The sequence below is a fragment of the Rhodopseudomonas sp. P1 genome (genome assembly GCF_039642825.1).
Classification (GTDB): domain Bacteria; phylum Pseudomonadota; class Alphaproteobacteria; order Rhizobiales; family Xanthobacteraceae; genus Rhodopseudomonas; species Rhodopseudomonas palustris_H.
This window is the reverse complement of record NZ_CP088006.1, coordinates 3,149,590-3,164,936: the sequence shown is the minus strand read 5'-3', so window position 1 is coordinate 3,164,936 and position 15,347 is coordinate 3,149,590. Positions and strand designations below refer to the sequence as shown.

The following is a 15,347-nucleotide window of genomic DNA, read 5'->3' as shown; positions in this document are numbered from 1 at the left end:
GCGTGAGCCAGGACAAGGCGGCGCCGGCGCCGGCGGCCGAGCAGGGGTCCCGGAATCTGATTTTGCGAATCGCAGCCGCGCTTGTGCTGGCGCCGGGCGCGATCGCGATCGCTTATCTCGGCGGCTGGCCGTGGGCTGTGCTCGCGACCGCCGTTGCGGTCGGCTTGTGGTTGGAATGGCTGAGCATCGTCGGCCTCGGCCGTAACTGGTCGGTCGTCGGGTTGGGGGGGGCGGCCTTGTGGTCTGCGGCGCTGCGCTGGGAGCCGGCGTGCCGTGGTTGGCTGCCGCCGCGATCGTGCTTGCGCTGGCCGTTTTGGCGCTGCTCGGCGGCGGGCAGCGCCGTTGGGCGACGTCTGGCTTCGGCTACGCCGCGGCTGCCCTGGTCGCCTCGATCCTGATCCGCGCCGATCCGGACTATGGCTTCGCCGCCTTGATGCTGATTCTGTTGATCGTCTGGGTCACCGACATCGGCGGCTATTTCGCCGGTCGGGGGATTGGCGGGCCGAAGCTGTGGCCGCGGGTCAGCCCGAAGAAGACCTGGGCGGGAGCGATCGGGGGCTTCGTTCTGAGCCTCGTGATCGCGGCTGGCTTTGCCTTGTTCGGTCTTGGAAAAATGCTGCCGCTGCTTGTGCTTGCGGCAATCCTTTCAACTGTTTCTCAGCTCGGTGATCTGTTCGAATCCGCGGTCAAGCGCCGCTTCGGCGTGAAGGACTCAAGCCACATCATTCCCGGCCACGGCGGGTTGATGGATCGGCTCGACGGCTATGTGGCGGCGGTCGTGGTGGCGGTATTGATCGGGCTGACGCGCGGACCGCTGGATGGTATTGGCCGCGGATTGATGGTGTGGTGACGCAATGAGCCCTGTTCCTTTGAAAAACGCCGAGCGTGCCCATAGCGGCGTCCGCACTGTCAGTGTGCTCGGCGCCACCGGTTCGATCGGCGACAGCACGATGGACTTGATCCGCGCCGAGCCCGAGCGCTACCGGGTCGAGGCGCTGACCGGCAACGCCAACGTCGCCGGCCTTGCCAAGCTGGCCAAGGAGTTCAACGCCCGCTTTGTCGCCGTTGCCGATCCGGCTCGCCTCGGCGAATTGCGCGCGGCTCTTGCGGGGACCGACATCGCCTGCGGTGCGGGCGAGAGCGCCGTGATCGAAGCGGCGGCCCGGCCGGCCGATTGGGTGATGGCGGCGATTTCGGGGGCGGCTGGTCTGAAGCCGGCGCTGGCGGCGGTCGACCGCGGTACTACCGTGGCGCTCGCCAACAAGGAGTGCCTGGTGTGCGCCGGCGACTTCTTCATGAGCCGGGCGACTGCTGCCGGGGCGCAGATCCTGCCGGCGGATTCCGAGCACAACGCGCTGTTCCAGGCGCTCGCCTCCGGCAACCGCCATGAACTGACCCGCGTCATTATTACCGCCTCGGGCGGTCCGTTCCGCACCTGGGCCGCCGCCGACATCGAGCAGGCGACCCTGGCGCAGGCCCTGAAGCATCCGAACTGGAGCATGGGCCAGAAGATCACCATCGATTCGGCATCGATGATGAACAAGGGCCTCGAGGTGATCGAAGCCTCGTATCTGTTCGCGTTGTCACCGGACGAGATTGACGTGCTGGTGCATCCGCAGTCGATCGTTCACGGCCTCGTCGAGTTTGCCGACCGCTCGGTCGTGGCTCAGCTCGGTGCGCCGGATATGCGGATTCCGATCGCGCATTGTCTCGGCTTCCCGGATCGTATTGCCGGGCGCGCAGCGAAGCTCGACCTCGCCAAGATTGGTCAGTTGACCTTCGAAGCCCCTGATTTCGCGCGTTTTCCGGGTCTGCGGCTGGCTTATGACGCGCTCCGCACCGGCAATGGCGCCACCACCGTGTATAACGCCGCCAATGAGGTGGCGGTCGCGGCCTTCATCGCGCAGAAGATCCGGTTCGGGGCGATCGCGCGGCTGGTCGAAGACACGCTCAATAGCTGGGTCCGCGCCGGCAACCAGGCGCCGCTCGGCTCCGCCGACGACGCCATCGCGCTTGACCAACAGGCGCGAAACCTCGCTGCCACCCTATTGCCTCAAATTGCCGCAAAGGCATCCTAGAGGAGATAGGGAACAGGGCCGTCGGTTCTGCTCGAAGGGAATGGGATGGCCGATCTTTTTCTGAATAGTTTCCACACGTTGAGCCACGGACTGGTGGGGTATGTGGTGCCCTTCTTGTTCGTGTTGACCATCGTGGTGTTCTTCCACGAACTCGGCCACTTCCTGGTGGCGCGCTGGAACGGCGTGAAGGTTCTGACCTTCTCGATCGGTTTTGGTCCGGAGATCCTCGGCTTCAACGACCGCTACGGCACCCGCTGGAAGCTGTCGGCCGTGCCGCTCGGCGGCTACGTGAAGTTCTTTGGTGACGACAGCGAGGCCAGCACGCCTTCCGGCGATGCGTTGTCGCAGATGTCGGCGTCCGAGCGGGCGGTCAGTTTCCACCACAAGCCGGTGGGGCCGCGCGCCGCGATCGTGGTCGCCGGCCCGTTGGCCAACTTCATTCTGGCCGTGGTGCTGTTCACCTTCCTGTTCAGCGTGTTTGGGGTGCCGAATACCTCCGCGCGTGTCGATGGCGTGCAGCCGGGCAGTGCCGCCGAGGCGGCTGGCTTCAAGCCGGGCGACGTGGTGACGTCAATCAACGGCAGCGCGATCAGCAATTTCCTTGAGATGCAGCGCTTCGTCGGTGCCGAAGCCGGCAACCAGCTCAAATTTACCGTCAAGCGTGGCGATTCGACCGTCGATCTGGTGGCGACGCCCCAGCTCAAGGAGATCAAGGACCGCTTCGGTAACGTCCAGCGCCTTGGCATCCTCGGCATCAGCCGCTCGACCGCGGCGGGTGAGGTGACCACCGAGCAGGTCAATCCGGCGGTGGCGTTCTGGATGGGGATCAAGGAGACCTGGTTCGTCGTCGACCGGACGTTCTCCTACATCGGCGGTATTTTCACCGGCCGGGAAGCGGCCGACCAGCTCGGCGGCCCGCTGCGGATCGCTCAGGTGTCGGGGCAGGTGGCCACGATCGGCTTTACCCCGCTGCTGCATCTGGCGGCGGTGCTGTCGATCTCGATCGGCTTGTTGAACCTGTTCCCGGTTCCGTTGCTGGATGGCGGGCATTTGTTGTTCTATGGAATCGAAGCCGCGCGCGGCCGGCCGCTGTCGGAGCGGGCGCAGGAGGTTGGGTTCCGGATCGGGCTCGCCTTGGTGCTGATGTTGATGATGTTTGCGACCTACAACGACATCCTGCACCTGGCGTCGTCGTGAGTCTCCCATTTGTCAAACGTGGCGGATGGGCAACGTGTTGGAATGAAATTGAAATCGCAGCGCTAAAGGACGTTTGCCGGGGCGGCAAAATTGTCTACAAGCGAGGCAACCTGGGGATTCTGTCGGGGCGGGGACTCCGTGCCGGCATCGGAATGACAAGGGCGCGTTGCGCATGAAAGTTGGAATGCGAGTGTTGCGGGGGGTAGTCGGTGCCGCCCTGGTGTTTTTCGCCGTACCGGTCGCCACGACGGCGGTCGGGGTGGTGATGGCGTCTCCTGCCGCCGCCCAATCCGCTTCGTCGATCGCGGTCGAGGGCAATCGGCGAGTCGAGGCCGAGACCATTCGCTCCTATTTCAAGCCGGGTCCGGGCGGGCGGCTCGACCAGGGCTCGATCGATGACGGCCTCAAGGCGCTGATCGAGACCGGCCTGTTCCAGGACGTGCGCATCAATCAGGCGGGCGGGCGGCTGGTCGTCAGCGTCGTCGAAAACCCGGTGATCGGTCGCCTGGCTTTCGAGGGCAACAAGAAGATCAAGGACGAGCAGCTCTCGGCTGAAATCCAGTCGAAGCCGCGCGGCACGCTGTCCCGCCCGATGGTGCAGGGCGACGCGCTGCGGATCGCCGAAATCTATCGCCGTTCGGGTCGCTACGACGTTCGCGTCGACCCGCAGATTATCGAGCAGCCGAACAACCGCGTCGATCTGGTGTTCGTGATCACCGAAGGTCCGAAGACCGGCGTGAAGTCGATCGAGTTCGTCGGCAACAAGGCCTATTCGTCCTATCGCCTGAAGGACGTGATCAAGACCCGCGAGAGCAACCTGCTCAGCTTCCTCGGCAACGGTGACGTTTACGATCCGGACCGGGTCGAGGCCGACCGCGACCTGATCCGCCGCTTCTACCTGAAGCACGGCTTCGCCGATGTGCAGGTGGTTGCCGCGCTGACCGAGTACGATCCGGAGCGCAAGGGCTTCCTGGTCACCTTCAAGATCGAGGAAGGCCAGCAGTACCGCGTTGGTTCGGTGACCTTCGAATCCGCCATTCCGACCCTCGACGGCAACTCGATGCGCAGCTTCTCGCGCGTCAATGTCGGCTCGCTCTACAACGCCGAAGCGCTGGAGAAGTCGGTCGAAGAGATGCAGATCGAGCTGTCGCGCCGCGGCTATGCGTTCGCGACCGTGCGTCCGCGTGGTGACCGTAACTTCGACGAGCACACCGTTTCGATCGTGTTCTCGATCGAAGAGGGTCCGCGCGTCTACATCGAGCGCATCAACGTCGTCGGCAACACCCGGACCCGCGATTACGTGATCCGGCGTGAGTTCGACATCTCTGAAGGCGACGCCTACAACCGTGCGCTGGTCGACCGCGCTGAGCGCCGCCTGAAGAACCTCGACTTCTTCAAGACGGTCAAGATCACCACGGAGCCGGGCTCTTCGAGCGACCGCGTCATTCTGGTGGTCAACCTCGAAGAAAAGTCGACCGGCGACTTCTCGGTGTCGGGCGGTTACTCGACCAGCGACGGTGCGCTGGGCGAAGTCTCGGTCTCGGAACGTAACTTCCTCGGCCGTGGCATCTTCGCCAAGGCGTCGGTGCAGTACGGTCAGTACGCCCGCGGCTACTCGCTGTCGTTCGTCGAGCCGTATCTGCTCGACTACCGCGTGGCGCTCGGCCTCGACCTGTATCAGCGCGAGCAGCTCGCCAACCGTTACATCTCGTACTCGACCAAGACGCTCGGCTTCAGCCCGCGCCTCGGCTTCGCGCTGCGGGAAGATCTGTCGCTGCAGGTCCGCTACTCGCTGTACCGGCAGGAAATCACGCTGCCGTCGTACCTGAACAACTGTAACAACATCCCGGGCCCGGGCTTCTTCCCGACGCCGCAGTACATCGCCGCGAACAATCTGCAGGCCACCTACGGCGTGCTGGGTTGCTACGGTGACGGCGAAGCCTCCCTGCCGGTCCGCATCGGTCTGGCTGGCGGCGCCTACTGGACTTCGTCGCTCGGCTATACGCTGACCTACAACACCCTCGACAACATCAAGAACCCGACCGACGGTCTGCTCGTCGACCTGCGTCAGGACTTCGCTGGTGTCGGCGGCGACGTGAAGTTCATCAAGACCGCGTTCGACGCCAAGTACTACACGTCGCTGGTGTCGGATCTGGTCGGCTTGGTTCACCTGCAGGCTGGTAACCTGAGCACCTATGGCGGCAACCAGCTGCGGATGCTCGACCACTTCCAGATGGGCTCGAACCTGGTTCGCGGCTTCGCTCCGAACGGTATCGGTCCGCGCGACATCGGCCAGTACGCCCTGTACGGCTACGGTGGCGACGCGCTGGGCGGCACCAACTACTGGGGTGCGTCGGTCGAGTTGCAGATGCCGTTCTGGTTCCTGCCGAAGGAAGTCGGGCTCAAGGGCGCCGTCTATGCCGACGCCGGTTCGCTGTTCGACTACAAGGGCCCGACGTCGTGGTCGGTCACCGGCGAAGTCAACACCCCCGGCTGTATCCCGGCGAGCCAGACCACGATCGGTACCTGCTCGGGTCTGAACTACGACGACACCAATCTGGTCCGTACCTCGGTCGGTGTCGGCCTGATCTGGGCGTCGCCGTTCGGTCCGCTGCGCTTCGACTACGCGATCCCGATCACCAAGGGTAAGTACGACCGCGTTCAGGAGTTCAAGTTCGGCGGCGGGACCTCGTTCTAAGTCCCGCACTCCGGACCACGACCGAAGGAATGGCATCCACGTCGTTTTTCCCGCCGCGTCCTTCGTCGACCCTGGCCGAGATCGCCAGCCTGACGAAAGCAACGCTGGTTGATGCTTCGCACGCGGAGCATCGCATCACCGGACTGGCCTCGCTCGACGAGGCCGGCCCCATGCACTTGAGCTTCTTCGAGAATCTCCGCTACTCGGACGAACTCGCCAACACGCGCGCGGGCGCGTGCCTTGTCAGCGAGCGGTTTGAGGGCAGGGTGCCGTCGCACGTCGCTGTGCTGCGCGCCCGGCGTCCGTTCCATGCCTTCGTGGCCTACGCCCGGCATCTGTATTCCGATGCGTTGCGTCCGCACACCGGCATCGGAGCGCCCGGCATCGCGCCGACGGCGGTCATCCATGACAGCGCCAAGCTCGAAGACGAGGTCACGGTCGAGCCGCTGGCGGTGATCGGGCCAGACGTCGAGATCGGCTCGGGAACGGTGATCGGGGCGGGGGCGGTGATCGCTGCCGGCGTCAAGATCGGCCGCGATTGCGACATCGGTGCCGGCAGCCACCTGCAGCACGCGCTGATTGGCAACAATGTGCTGATGCATCCGGGCTGCCATATCGGCCAGGACGGCTTCGGCTTTATCTTCGCAGGCCAGCACACCAAGGTGCCGCAGACCGGCCGCGTGATCATCCAGCACGATGTCGAGCTCGGCGCCGGGACGACGATCGACCGCGGCTCGCTGCGTGACACGGTGATCGGCGAGGGCACCAAGATCGACAATCAGGTTCAGATCGGCCACAACGTAACAATTGGTCGACATTGCGTGATCGCCGCCAAATGCGGTCTTGCCGGCAGCCTGACGCTGGGCGACAACGTCGCGCTCGGCGCCATGGTCGGCATCAACAATCATGTGGTGATTGGCGACGGCGCCCAGGTGGCGGCGATGTCCGGGGTGAAGGACAGTATTCCCGCAGGTGAGCGCTGGGGCGGTATCTTCGCACGGCCGACCAGAACATGGTTCCGGGAGATGCTCGCGGTGCGGCGGCTCGCTGAAGGCAGCGGAGCCGACACGGCGGCAAGACCCGATGACGACAGGGATGAAGGACGGGGGTGATGGAATCGCCGATTCGCTTTGAGAACGTTGACATCAACACCATCCTCAAGACCCTGCCGCACCGTTTCCCGTTTCTGCTGATCGATCGCGTGATCAACATCCGCGAGGACTACAGCGGCATCGGCATCAAGAACGTCACCGTCAACGAGCCGGCGTTCCAGGGCCACTTTCCGGAGCGACCGGTGTATCCGGGCGTGCTGATGATCGAGGGCATGGCCCAGACCGCGGGCGTGATCGGCATCCTGTCTGTCACCGGCACCGAGAAGCCGCGCGCGGTGTATTTCCTGACCATCGACAAGTGCAAGTTCCGCAAGCCGGTGATGCCTGGCGATACCGTCGAGTATCACCTGACCCGCACCGGGCGGCGCAAGACGATGTGGTGGTTTCACGGCGAGGCCAAGGTCGACGGACAGATCGTGGCGGAAGCCGATGTCGGCGCGATGCTGGCAGATTGACGGGCTGAATGAGCACAATTGATCCGACTGCGCGTATCGAAGACGGCGCCGTCATCGGCGACGACGTGACCATCGGGCCCTTCTGCACCATTGGGCCGCACGTCAGCATCGGCGCCGGTACGACGCTGATCGGCCACGTCAACGTCACCGGCCACACCACGATCGGCGAAGCCTGTACCATCCATCCGTTCGCCTCGCTGGGCGGCGCGCCGCAGTCGACCGGCTATAAGGGCGAGCCGACGACACTGATCATCGGCAACGCCTGTACCATCCGCGAGAACGTGACGATGAACACCGGCACGGTCGGCGGCGGCGGCGTCACCCGCGTCGGCGACCGCGGGTTCTTCATGGCGGCGAGTCATGTCGGCCACGACTGCATCGTCGGCAACGACGTGATCTTCGCCAATGCCGCGACCCTCGGCGGTCACTGCGAGATCGGCGATTTCACCTTCATCGGTGGCATGACGGTGCTGCAGCAGTTCACCCGGGTCGGCCCCCAGGTGATGATCGGCGGCATGAGCGGGTTGCGCACCCACGTCATTCCATACGCGCTCGCCAACGGCATCTATGCGAAGCTCGCCGGGTTGAATATCGTTGGCATGCGCCGGCGGAAGTTCACCAAGGAGCGGCTCGCGATTGTGCGCTCGTTCTTCAACGATCTGTTCTACAGCAGCGGTCCGCTCGCCGAACGGCTCGAACGGGTGCGTCCGCGCACGGCGGAGGATCCGGCGATCGCCGAGATCGTCACGTTCATCGACGACATCAAGGGCCGCGGCGGTCGCGGCCAGCGTGTCGCGCTGTGCATGGCGCGTGAGGGCGGTGCGGCCGTCAATGACGGCGACGACGCCTGACCTGCGGTCGGCGCGGCCATGACTGATCCATCACTGCAGATTGGCGCGCCCGTCGGCATCATCGCCGGCGGCGGCACGCTGCCATTCGCCGTTGCCGACTCGCTCGCCGCGCGCGGCCTGACGCCGGTGCTGTTCGCGCTGAAGGGAAGCTGCGACGCCGAACGCGTCACCGCGTACCGGCATCATTGGCTGCGAATGGGAGCTTTCGGCAGGCTGCTGCGACTGCTCCGCGCCGAAGGCTGCCGCGACCTGGTGTTCATCGGCTCGCTGGTGCGGCCGGCGCTGTCGGACATGCGGCTCGACTGGGGCGCGATCAAAGTGCTGCCGGCGGTGCTCGCGGCCTATCGGGGCGGTGACGACCACCTGCTGACCGGTGTCGGCCGGCTGTTCGAGCGTCACGGCTTCAGGCTGCTTGGCTTGAAAGACGTCGCGACCGACGTGCTGATGCCCGAGGGCTGTCTCACCCGTGCCGCCCCCGATGCGGGCGTTCAGGCCGATATCGCCAAAGGACGGGCGGTGCTGGCGGCGCTCAGCCCGTTCGACATCGGCCAGGGCTGTGTGGTGATCGACGGTCACGTCGTTGCTGTCGAGGACACCGGCGGGACCGACGAGCTGCTGCGGCGCGTGGCGCAGCTTCGCGACGCCAGGCGGATCCGCGCCAAGCCCGGCCACGGCGTGCTGGTGAAGGCGCCGAAGACCGGTCAGGACCTGCGCTTCGACCTGCCTGCACTCGGGCCGAAAACCATCGAAGGACTGATCGCCGCGCAGCTCGGCGGCGTCGCCGTGGTGGCCGGGCACACCGTCGTCGCCGAGCCGCAAGAGATGATTACGGCCGCCGACAAGGCCGGCGTGTTCGCGATTGGGATGCCGGCATGAGCGGCGCTGCCAAGGCCGGGGATCGGGTTCGCACGGTCTATCTGATCGCGACCGAGGAGTCGGGGGATCGGCTCGGCGCTGCGTTGATGCGCGAACTCAGGGCGCGGCTCGGATCGAATGTCCGGTTCGCCGGCGTCGGCGGCCACAGCATGGCCGGCGAGGGGCTCGCCTCGCTGTTTCCGATCGAGGAGCTGTCGATCATCGGCTTCGCCGCCGTGGTGCAGCGGCTGCCGTTGATCCTGAAGCTGATCCGCCGTGCGGTCGACGCGGTGCTGGCGGCCAAGCCCGACATCCTGGTGATCATCGACAGCCCCGACTTCACCCACCGCGTTGCGCGCCGGGTGCGGAAGCGTGATCCGTCGATTCCGATCGTCGACTACGTCTCCCCGACGGTGTGGGCGTGGCGGCCTGGGCGGGCGCGGGCGATGCTCGGCTATGTCGATCACGTGCTGGCGCTGCTGCCGTTCGAGCCGACCGAGTATCGAAGGCTGCAGGGCCCGCCGTGCAGCTATGTGGGGCATCCGCTCACCGAGCAGTTCGGTTCGCTACGGCCTGATGCCGCCGAGCAGGCGCGCCGCGAGGCTTCGCCGCCGGTGCTTTTGGTGCTGCCGGGCAGCCGACGCAGCGAAGTCCGCCACCATGCTGCTGCGTTCGGTGAGACGCTGGCGCGGCTGAAGCGCGACGGTGTCGCATTCGAAGCGGTGTTGCCGACGACGCCGCATTTGGAAAGCCTTGTTCGTTCTGCGGTCGCGTCCTGGGAGGTGCAGCCGCGGATCGTCGTCGGTGAACAGGACAAACGGGCGGCGTTCCGGATCGCCCATGCGGCGCTGGCCAAGTCGGGCACGGTGACGCTCGAGCTCGCGATCGCCGGCGTGCCGATGGTGACGGCCTATCGAGCCGGCAGCGTCGAGATCTGGATCGCGCGGCGTGTCGTTCGTCCCGGCACCGTGATCCTCGCCAATCTCGTGATCGGCGACGATGTGATCCCGGAGTTCATCCAGGAAGATTGCGTACCCGACCGGCTCGCCCCGGCGGTACGTGACCTGCTCGGCGACACGCCGGCGCGGCGGCACCAGCTCGCGGGCTTTGCGAAGATCGACGACATCCTGTCGACCGGCGAGCAGACGCCGAGCGGACGTGCGGCCGATATCGTGCTGGACGTGATGCGGCACAAGGGTGGTAATCACCACAGCGCTTCATCGGCGGATTGAGGGACTGCTCTACCGACCCGAGCCCGGAAACGAAAAGGACCGGCGCGAGGCCGGTCCTTCAACGACGTTTGTGCGTGTAGAGATCAGCCGCGCTTGCCGATCTCGACGTAGTTGCGGGTGGTCGCGCCGGTGAAGAGCTGGCGCGGACGGCCGATCTTCTGATGCGGATCTTCGATCATCTCGCTCCACTGGCTGATCCAGCCGACGGTGCGGGCGACCGCGAACAGCACGGTGAACATGTCGGTCGGGAAGCCCATCGCCTTCAGCGTGATACCCGAATAGAAGTCGACGTTCGGGTACAGCTTGCGGTCGATGAAGTACTGATCGCTGAGCGCGATCTTCTCGAGCTCCATCGCCACCTTCAGCAGCGGGTCGCCGTGGTGACCGGTTTCGGCCAGCACTTCGTGGCAGACCTGCTGCATGATCTTGGCGCGCGGATCGTAGTTCTTATAGACGCGGTGGCCGAAGCCCATCAGCCGCACCGACGAGTTCTTGTCCTTCACCTTGGCGATGAAGTCCGGAATGTTGGAGACGTCGCCGATCTCCTTGAGCATCGCCAGCGCCGCCTCGTTGGCGCCGCCATGCGCCGGGCCCCACAGGCAGGCGATGCCGGCCGCGATACAGGCAAACGGGTTGGCGCCCGACGAGCCGGCGATACGGACGGTCGAGGTCGAGGCGTTCTGCTCGTGATCGGCATGCAGGGTGAAGATCTTGTCGAGCGCGTTCGCCAGCACCGGGTTGACGACGTATTCCTCGCACGGCGTGGCGAAGCACATCCGCATGAAGTTGGCGGCGTAGCCCAGCGAGTTCTTCGGGTAGATGAAGGGCTGACCGACCGAATACTTGTAGGCCATCGCGGCGAGCGTCGGCACCTTGGCGATCATCCGGATCGACGCCACCATCCGCTGCTGCGGATCGTTGATGTCGGTGGAGTCGTGGTAGAACGCGGCCAGCGCGCCGACCGAAGCGACCATCACGGCCATCGGATGCGCGTCGCGGCGGAAGCCGTTGAAGAACCGCGACATCTGATCGTGCACCATGTTGTGGCGCGTGACGCGGTAGTCGAAGTCTTCCTTCTGCGCCTTGGTCGGCAGCTCGCCGTACAGCAAGAGATAGCAGGTTTCGAGGAAGTCGCCTTTTTCAGCGAGCTGTTCGATCGGGTAACCGCGATACTCGAGAACGCCTGCGTCGCCGTCGATGTAAGTGATTTTGGACTGGCAGCTCGCCGTCGACGTGAAACCCGGATCGTAGGTGAACATCCCGGTCTGCGCGTAGAGCTTGCCGATGTCGATGACGTCGGGACCGACTGTCCCGGTGAGCACCGGAAGATCGAAGTTCTTGTTTCCAACCGTCAGCGTTGCCGTTTTGTTGTTGGTCGTTGCGTCCATCGTGTGGTCCCCGATGTTCGTTGGCGAAACCAGCCGTATGCGCAGCGCTCTTGCGAGCGAGACTGGTTGTCTTGAAGCGCTGGCGGAAAGGCGTAGCTCATTGCAGTGTGCACTGCAAGGCGGCCGGACGCGAGCCGTTTCCCGGGTTTTTTACGCGGCCTGATCGGCGAGGCGGGACAGGCACTCGTCGCGCCCCAACACCGCCAAAACGTCGAAGATTCCCGGCGATGTGGTTCGTCCCGTGAGTGCCACGCGGAGCGGTTGCGCCACAGCACCCAGCTTCAGCCCAGCCTGCTCGGCGAACGTCCGCATCGCGGCCTCGGTCGTCGCCGCCGTCCACGGCGTGACGTCCTCCAGCGCGGCGCGCAGCCGGCCGATCAGCTGTCGGGTTTCGGGCGTCAATACCGCCTGCGCCTTGGGATCCAGGGCCAGCGGCCGGTCGGCGAAGATGAAGCCGGCATTGTCGAGCAGCTCGATCAGCGTCTTGGCGCGTTCCTTCAGACCCGGCATGGCCTGGGTGAGCTTGGCACGGATGCTGTCGTCGAACTTCGCCGCAATCGCCGGGCCCTGCGGGATGTATTTCAGCAGGTCCTCGAGCAGGGTCACGAGAGAGTGATCATCGCTCTGACGGATGTAGTGACCGTTGAGGCTTTCTAGCTTGGCGAAATCGAACCGCGCCGCCGACCGGCCAATCGCCGCCAGGTCGAACGCCTCGATCATTTCCTGCGTGGTAAAGATTTCCTGATCGCCGTGGCTCCAGCCGAGTCGGACCAGGTAGTTGCGCAGCGCAGCGGGCAGGTATCCCATCGCGCGGTAAGCATCGACGCCGAGCGCGCCGTGGCGCTTCGACAGCTTCGAGCCGTCGGGACCGTGGATCAGCGGGATGTGTGCCATCACCGGCAGCTCCCACTCCATCGCGTCGTAGATCTGCTTCTGGCGCGCCGCGTTGATCAGATGGTCGTCGCCACGGATGACGTGGGTGACGCCCATGTCGTGGTCGTCGACCACCACTGCCAGCATGTAGGTCGGGGTGCCGTCGCCGCGCAGCAGCACCAGGTCGTCGAGGTTCTCGTTCTGCCAGGCGACACGGCCCTGCACCTGATCCTCGATCACGGTCTCGCCGGTCAGCGGTGCCTTCAGGCGGATGGTCGGCTTGACGCCTTCCGGGGCCTCGGAGGGATCGCGGTCGCGCCAGCTACCGTCGTACAGCTTGGCACGGCCCTCGGCGCGGGCCTTGTCGCGCATCGCCGCCAGCTCCTCGGTGGTGGCGTAACAGCGGTAGGCCTTGCCGGCCGCCAGCAGCTGCTCGGCGACCTCGCGGTGCCGCGCCGCGCGCGCAAACTGGTAAACGGTGTCGCCGTCCCAATCGATCCCGAGCCATTTCAGCCCGTCGAGGATGGCGTCGATCGCCTCCTGGGTCGAACGCTGACGGTCGGTGTCCTCGATTCGCAGCAGCATCGTGCCGCCGTGCTTGCGCGCATACAGCCAATTGAACAGCGCGGTGCGGCCTCCGCCGATGTGCAGAAAACCAGTGGGCGAGGGCGCGAAGCGGGTGACGACGGGACGGGTCATTCGAACCAAATGCAGGGAAGGGAACGCGCCGGAGCGGCGCGCAGGGTGTATAGCAGGATCGGCGCATAACTAAAGTGGTCCGCGCAGCCCCTGGGGGTTGGCGCGGGGCGGCGGATTTGGCAGATACCCCTTTCGGTTCCGACCAGTAGGACGATTGACGCATGACGACGGCAGATACAGCGGCGGGCGAGGCAGGGCGCGACTTCATTCGCGACATCGTCCAGGCCGATCTCGACAGCGGGAAGCACCGGACCATCGTGACCCGGTTCCCGCCGGAGCCCAACGGCTATCTGCATATCGGCCATGCCAAGTCGATCGCGCTGAATTTCGGCATCGCGCAGGAATTCGGCGGGCGCTGCCATCTGCGGTTCGACGACACCAATCCGACCAAAGAAGAACAGGAATACATCGACTCGATCCAGGCCGACGTTCACTGGCTCGGCTTCGACTGGGGCGAGCATATGTTCTACGCCTCGGACTATTTCGAGCAGCTCTACGCCTGGGCGGAGCTGATGATCAAAAACGGCGACGCCTATGTCGACGATCAGTCGCAGGACGAGATCCGCGCCAGCCGCGGCACGCTGACCGAGCCGGGCAAGAACAGCCCGTTCCGCGATCGCTCGGTCGAGGAAAATCTCGACCTGTTCCGGCGGATGAAGGCCGGCGAATTCCCGAACGGCGCGCGGGTGCTGCGCGCCAAGATCGATATGGCGTCGGGCAACATCAACCTGCGCGATCCGGTGCTGTACCGCATCCTGCATGCGCACCATCCGCGCACCGGCGACAAATGGTCGATCTATCCGAGCTACGACTACGCGCACGGCCAGTCGGATGCGATCGAGGGCATCACCCACTCGATCTGTACGCTGGAGTTCGAGGATCACCGGCCGCTGTACGAATGGCTGCTGTCGAAGCTGCCGGTGCCGTCGCAGCCGCGTCAGTATGAATTCGCGCGGCTCAACATCACCTACACGCTGCTGTCGAAGCGCGTGCTGACCGAACTGGTGCGCGGCGGCCATGTCGCCGGCTGGGACGATCCGCGGATGCCGACGATGGCCGGGATGCGGCGGCGCGGCGTGCCGCCGGCGGCGCTGCGCGACTTCGTCAAGCGGATCGGCGTCGCCAAGGCCAACAGCGTGGTCGATCTCGGCATGCTGGAATTCTGCATCCGCGAGGAATTGAACCGCACCGCGCAGCGGCGGATGGCGGTGCTGAAGCCGCTGAAGGTGGTGATTGAGAACTACCCGGAAGGTCAGACCGAGGAGCTCGAGGCGATCAACCATCCTGATGATCCGAGCCTCGGCACCCGCAAGATCGCGTTCGGCCGCGAGATCTACATCGAGCAGGACGACTTCATGGAGAACCCGCCGAAGAAGTTCTTCCGGCTGTCTCCGGGCAATGAGGTGCGGCTGCGTTATGCTTACTTCATCAAGTGCCGTGAGGTGATCAAGAACGAGGCCGGCGAGATCGTCGAGCTGCGCTGCACCTATGATCCGGAAACCCGCGGCGGCAACGCGCCCGACGGACGCAAGGTCAAGGCGACGATGCACTGGCTGCCGGCGGCGCAGTCGGTGAAGGCCGAGATCCGGATCTACAATCAGCTGTTCGCCAATCCGGCGCCGAGCGCTGCGAGCTTTGCCGATGACCTCAATCCGCAGTCGCTCGAGGTGCTGACCGAGGCGCGGATCGAGCCGGAGACGGCGGCGAGCAACTCGACCGAGCCGCTGCAGTTCGAGCGTCAGGGTTACTTCGTCCGCGATCGTGACTCGACACCGGATAAGCCGGTGTTCAATCGCACCATCGGGTTGCGCGATACCTTCGCCAAGGAAGTCGCGAAGGGCTGAACTACCACCGATCTCGATTGCGCTCCGCCGGTGATTGCCGGCGGAGGCATTCTGCTCCACTGTTC

General features: G+C 65.1%; 11 protein-coding genes and 1 pseudogene. 10 read left to right on the top strand and 2 right to left on the bottom strand.

What is annotated here, in order from left to right; all coding sequences use genetic code 11:
* Window positions 1–2 precede the first annotated feature (2 nt).
* The 9 genes and pseudogenes from LRC39_RS14700 to lpxB all read left to right on the top strand — a co-directional run bounded on the left by LRC39_RS14700 (window position 3) and on the right by lpxB (window position 10,478).
* Window positions 3–850 (top strand): annotated as a pseudogene (locus LRC39_RS14700) (phosphatidate cytidylyltransferase).
* A 4-nt stretch (window positions 851–854) separates the two neighbouring features.
* Window positions 855–2,078 (top strand): 1-deoxy-D-xylulose-5-phosphate reductoisomerase, encoded by a 1,224-nt coding sequence (dxr, locus tag LRC39_RS14695; RefSeq protein WP_346294781.1) that lies wholly within the window; start codon window positions 855–857, stop codon window positions 2,076–2,078.
* A 45-nt stretch (window positions 2,079–2,123) separates the two neighbouring features.
* Complete coding sequence (gene rseP / locus LRC39_RS14690) at window positions 2,124–3,275, top strand: RIP metalloprotease RseP (protein ID WP_346294780.1); 1,152 nt, start codon at window positions 2,124–2,126, stop codon at window positions 3,273–3,275.
* Window positions 3,276–3,447: 172 nt separating this feature from the next.
* Window positions 3,448–5,973: an outer membrane protein assembly factor BamA gene (gene bamA, locus LRC39_RS14685; RefSeq protein WP_346294779.1), complete on the top strand. Its 2,526-nt coding sequence runs from the start codon at window positions 3,448–3,450 to the stop codon at window positions 5,971–5,973.
* Window positions 5,974–6,002: 29 nt separating this feature from the next.
* Entirely contained in the window at window positions 6,003–7,085 is a 1,083-nt protein-coding gene (lpxD, locus tag LRC39_RS14680; RefSeq protein ID WP_264052458.1) for a UDP-3-O-(3-hydroxymyristoyl)glucosamine N-acyltransferase, read from the top strand.
* Complete coding sequence (fabZ, locus tag LRC39_RS14675; protein ID WP_011158461.1) at window positions 7,085–7,540, top strand: 3-hydroxyacyl-ACP dehydratase FabZ; 456 nt, start codon at window positions 7,085–7,087, stop codon at window positions 7,538–7,540. Before lpxD ends, fabZ begins: the two co-directional genes overlap by 1 nt.
* 8 nt (window positions 7,541–7,548) lie before the next feature.
* The gene (gene lpxA / locus LRC39_RS14670) at window positions 7,549–8,391 is read left to right on the top strand and encodes an acyl-ACP--UDP-N-acetylglucosamine O-acyltransferase (protein ID WP_346294778.1); all 843 of its coding nucleotides are present in this window, start codon (window positions 7,549–7,551) and stop codon (window positions 8,389–8,391) included.
* An 18-nt stretch (window positions 8,392–8,409) separates the two neighbouring features.
* Window positions 8,410–9,267 (top strand): LpxI family protein, encoded by an 858-nt coding sequence (locus LRC39_RS14665; protein ID WP_346294777.1) that lies wholly within the window; start codon window positions 8,410–8,412, stop codon window positions 9,265–9,267.
* Window positions 9,264–10,478 carry a lipid-A-disaccharide synthase gene (gene lpxB / locus LRC39_RS14660; protein ID WP_346294776.1) on the top strand — a complete coding sequence of 405 codons (1,215 nt, stop codon included), beginning with the start codon at window positions 9,264–9,266 and terminating at the stop codon, window positions 10,476–10,478. Before LRC39_RS14665 ends, lpxB begins: the two co-directional genes overlap by 4 nt.
* An 83-nt stretch (window positions 10,479–10,561) precedes the next feature.
* On the opposite strand, the gene gltA is transcribed toward lpxB, so the two are convergent.
* Together gltA and gltX are read right to left on the bottom strand one after the other, a co-directional pair.
* On the bottom strand, window positions 10,562–11,866 hold the full coding sequence (gltA, locus tag LRC39_RS14655) for a citrate synthase (protein ID WP_346294775.1): 1,305 nt from the start codon (window positions 11,864–11,866) through the stop codon (window positions 10,562–10,564).
* 150 nt (window positions 11,867–12,016) lie between these two features.
* Window positions 12,017–13,438 carry a glutamate--tRNA ligase gene (gene gltX / locus LRC39_RS14650; RefSeq protein ID WP_346294774.1) on the bottom strand — a complete coding sequence of 474 codons (1,422 nt, stop codon included), beginning with the start codon at window positions 13,436–13,438 and terminating at the stop codon, window positions 12,017–12,019.
* A gap of 161 nt (window positions 13,439–13,599) precedes the next feature.
* On the opposite strand from gltX, the gene LRC39_RS14645 reads away from it, so the two are divergent.
* The gene (locus LRC39_RS14645) at window positions 13,600–15,282 is read left to right on the top strand and encodes a glutamine--tRNA ligase/YqeY domain fusion protein (RefSeq protein ID WP_263988671.1); all 1,683 of its coding nucleotides are present in this window, start codon (window positions 13,600–13,602) and stop codon (window positions 15,280–15,282) included.
* The last annotated feature ends 65 nt before the right edge of the window (window positions 15,283–15,347 follow it).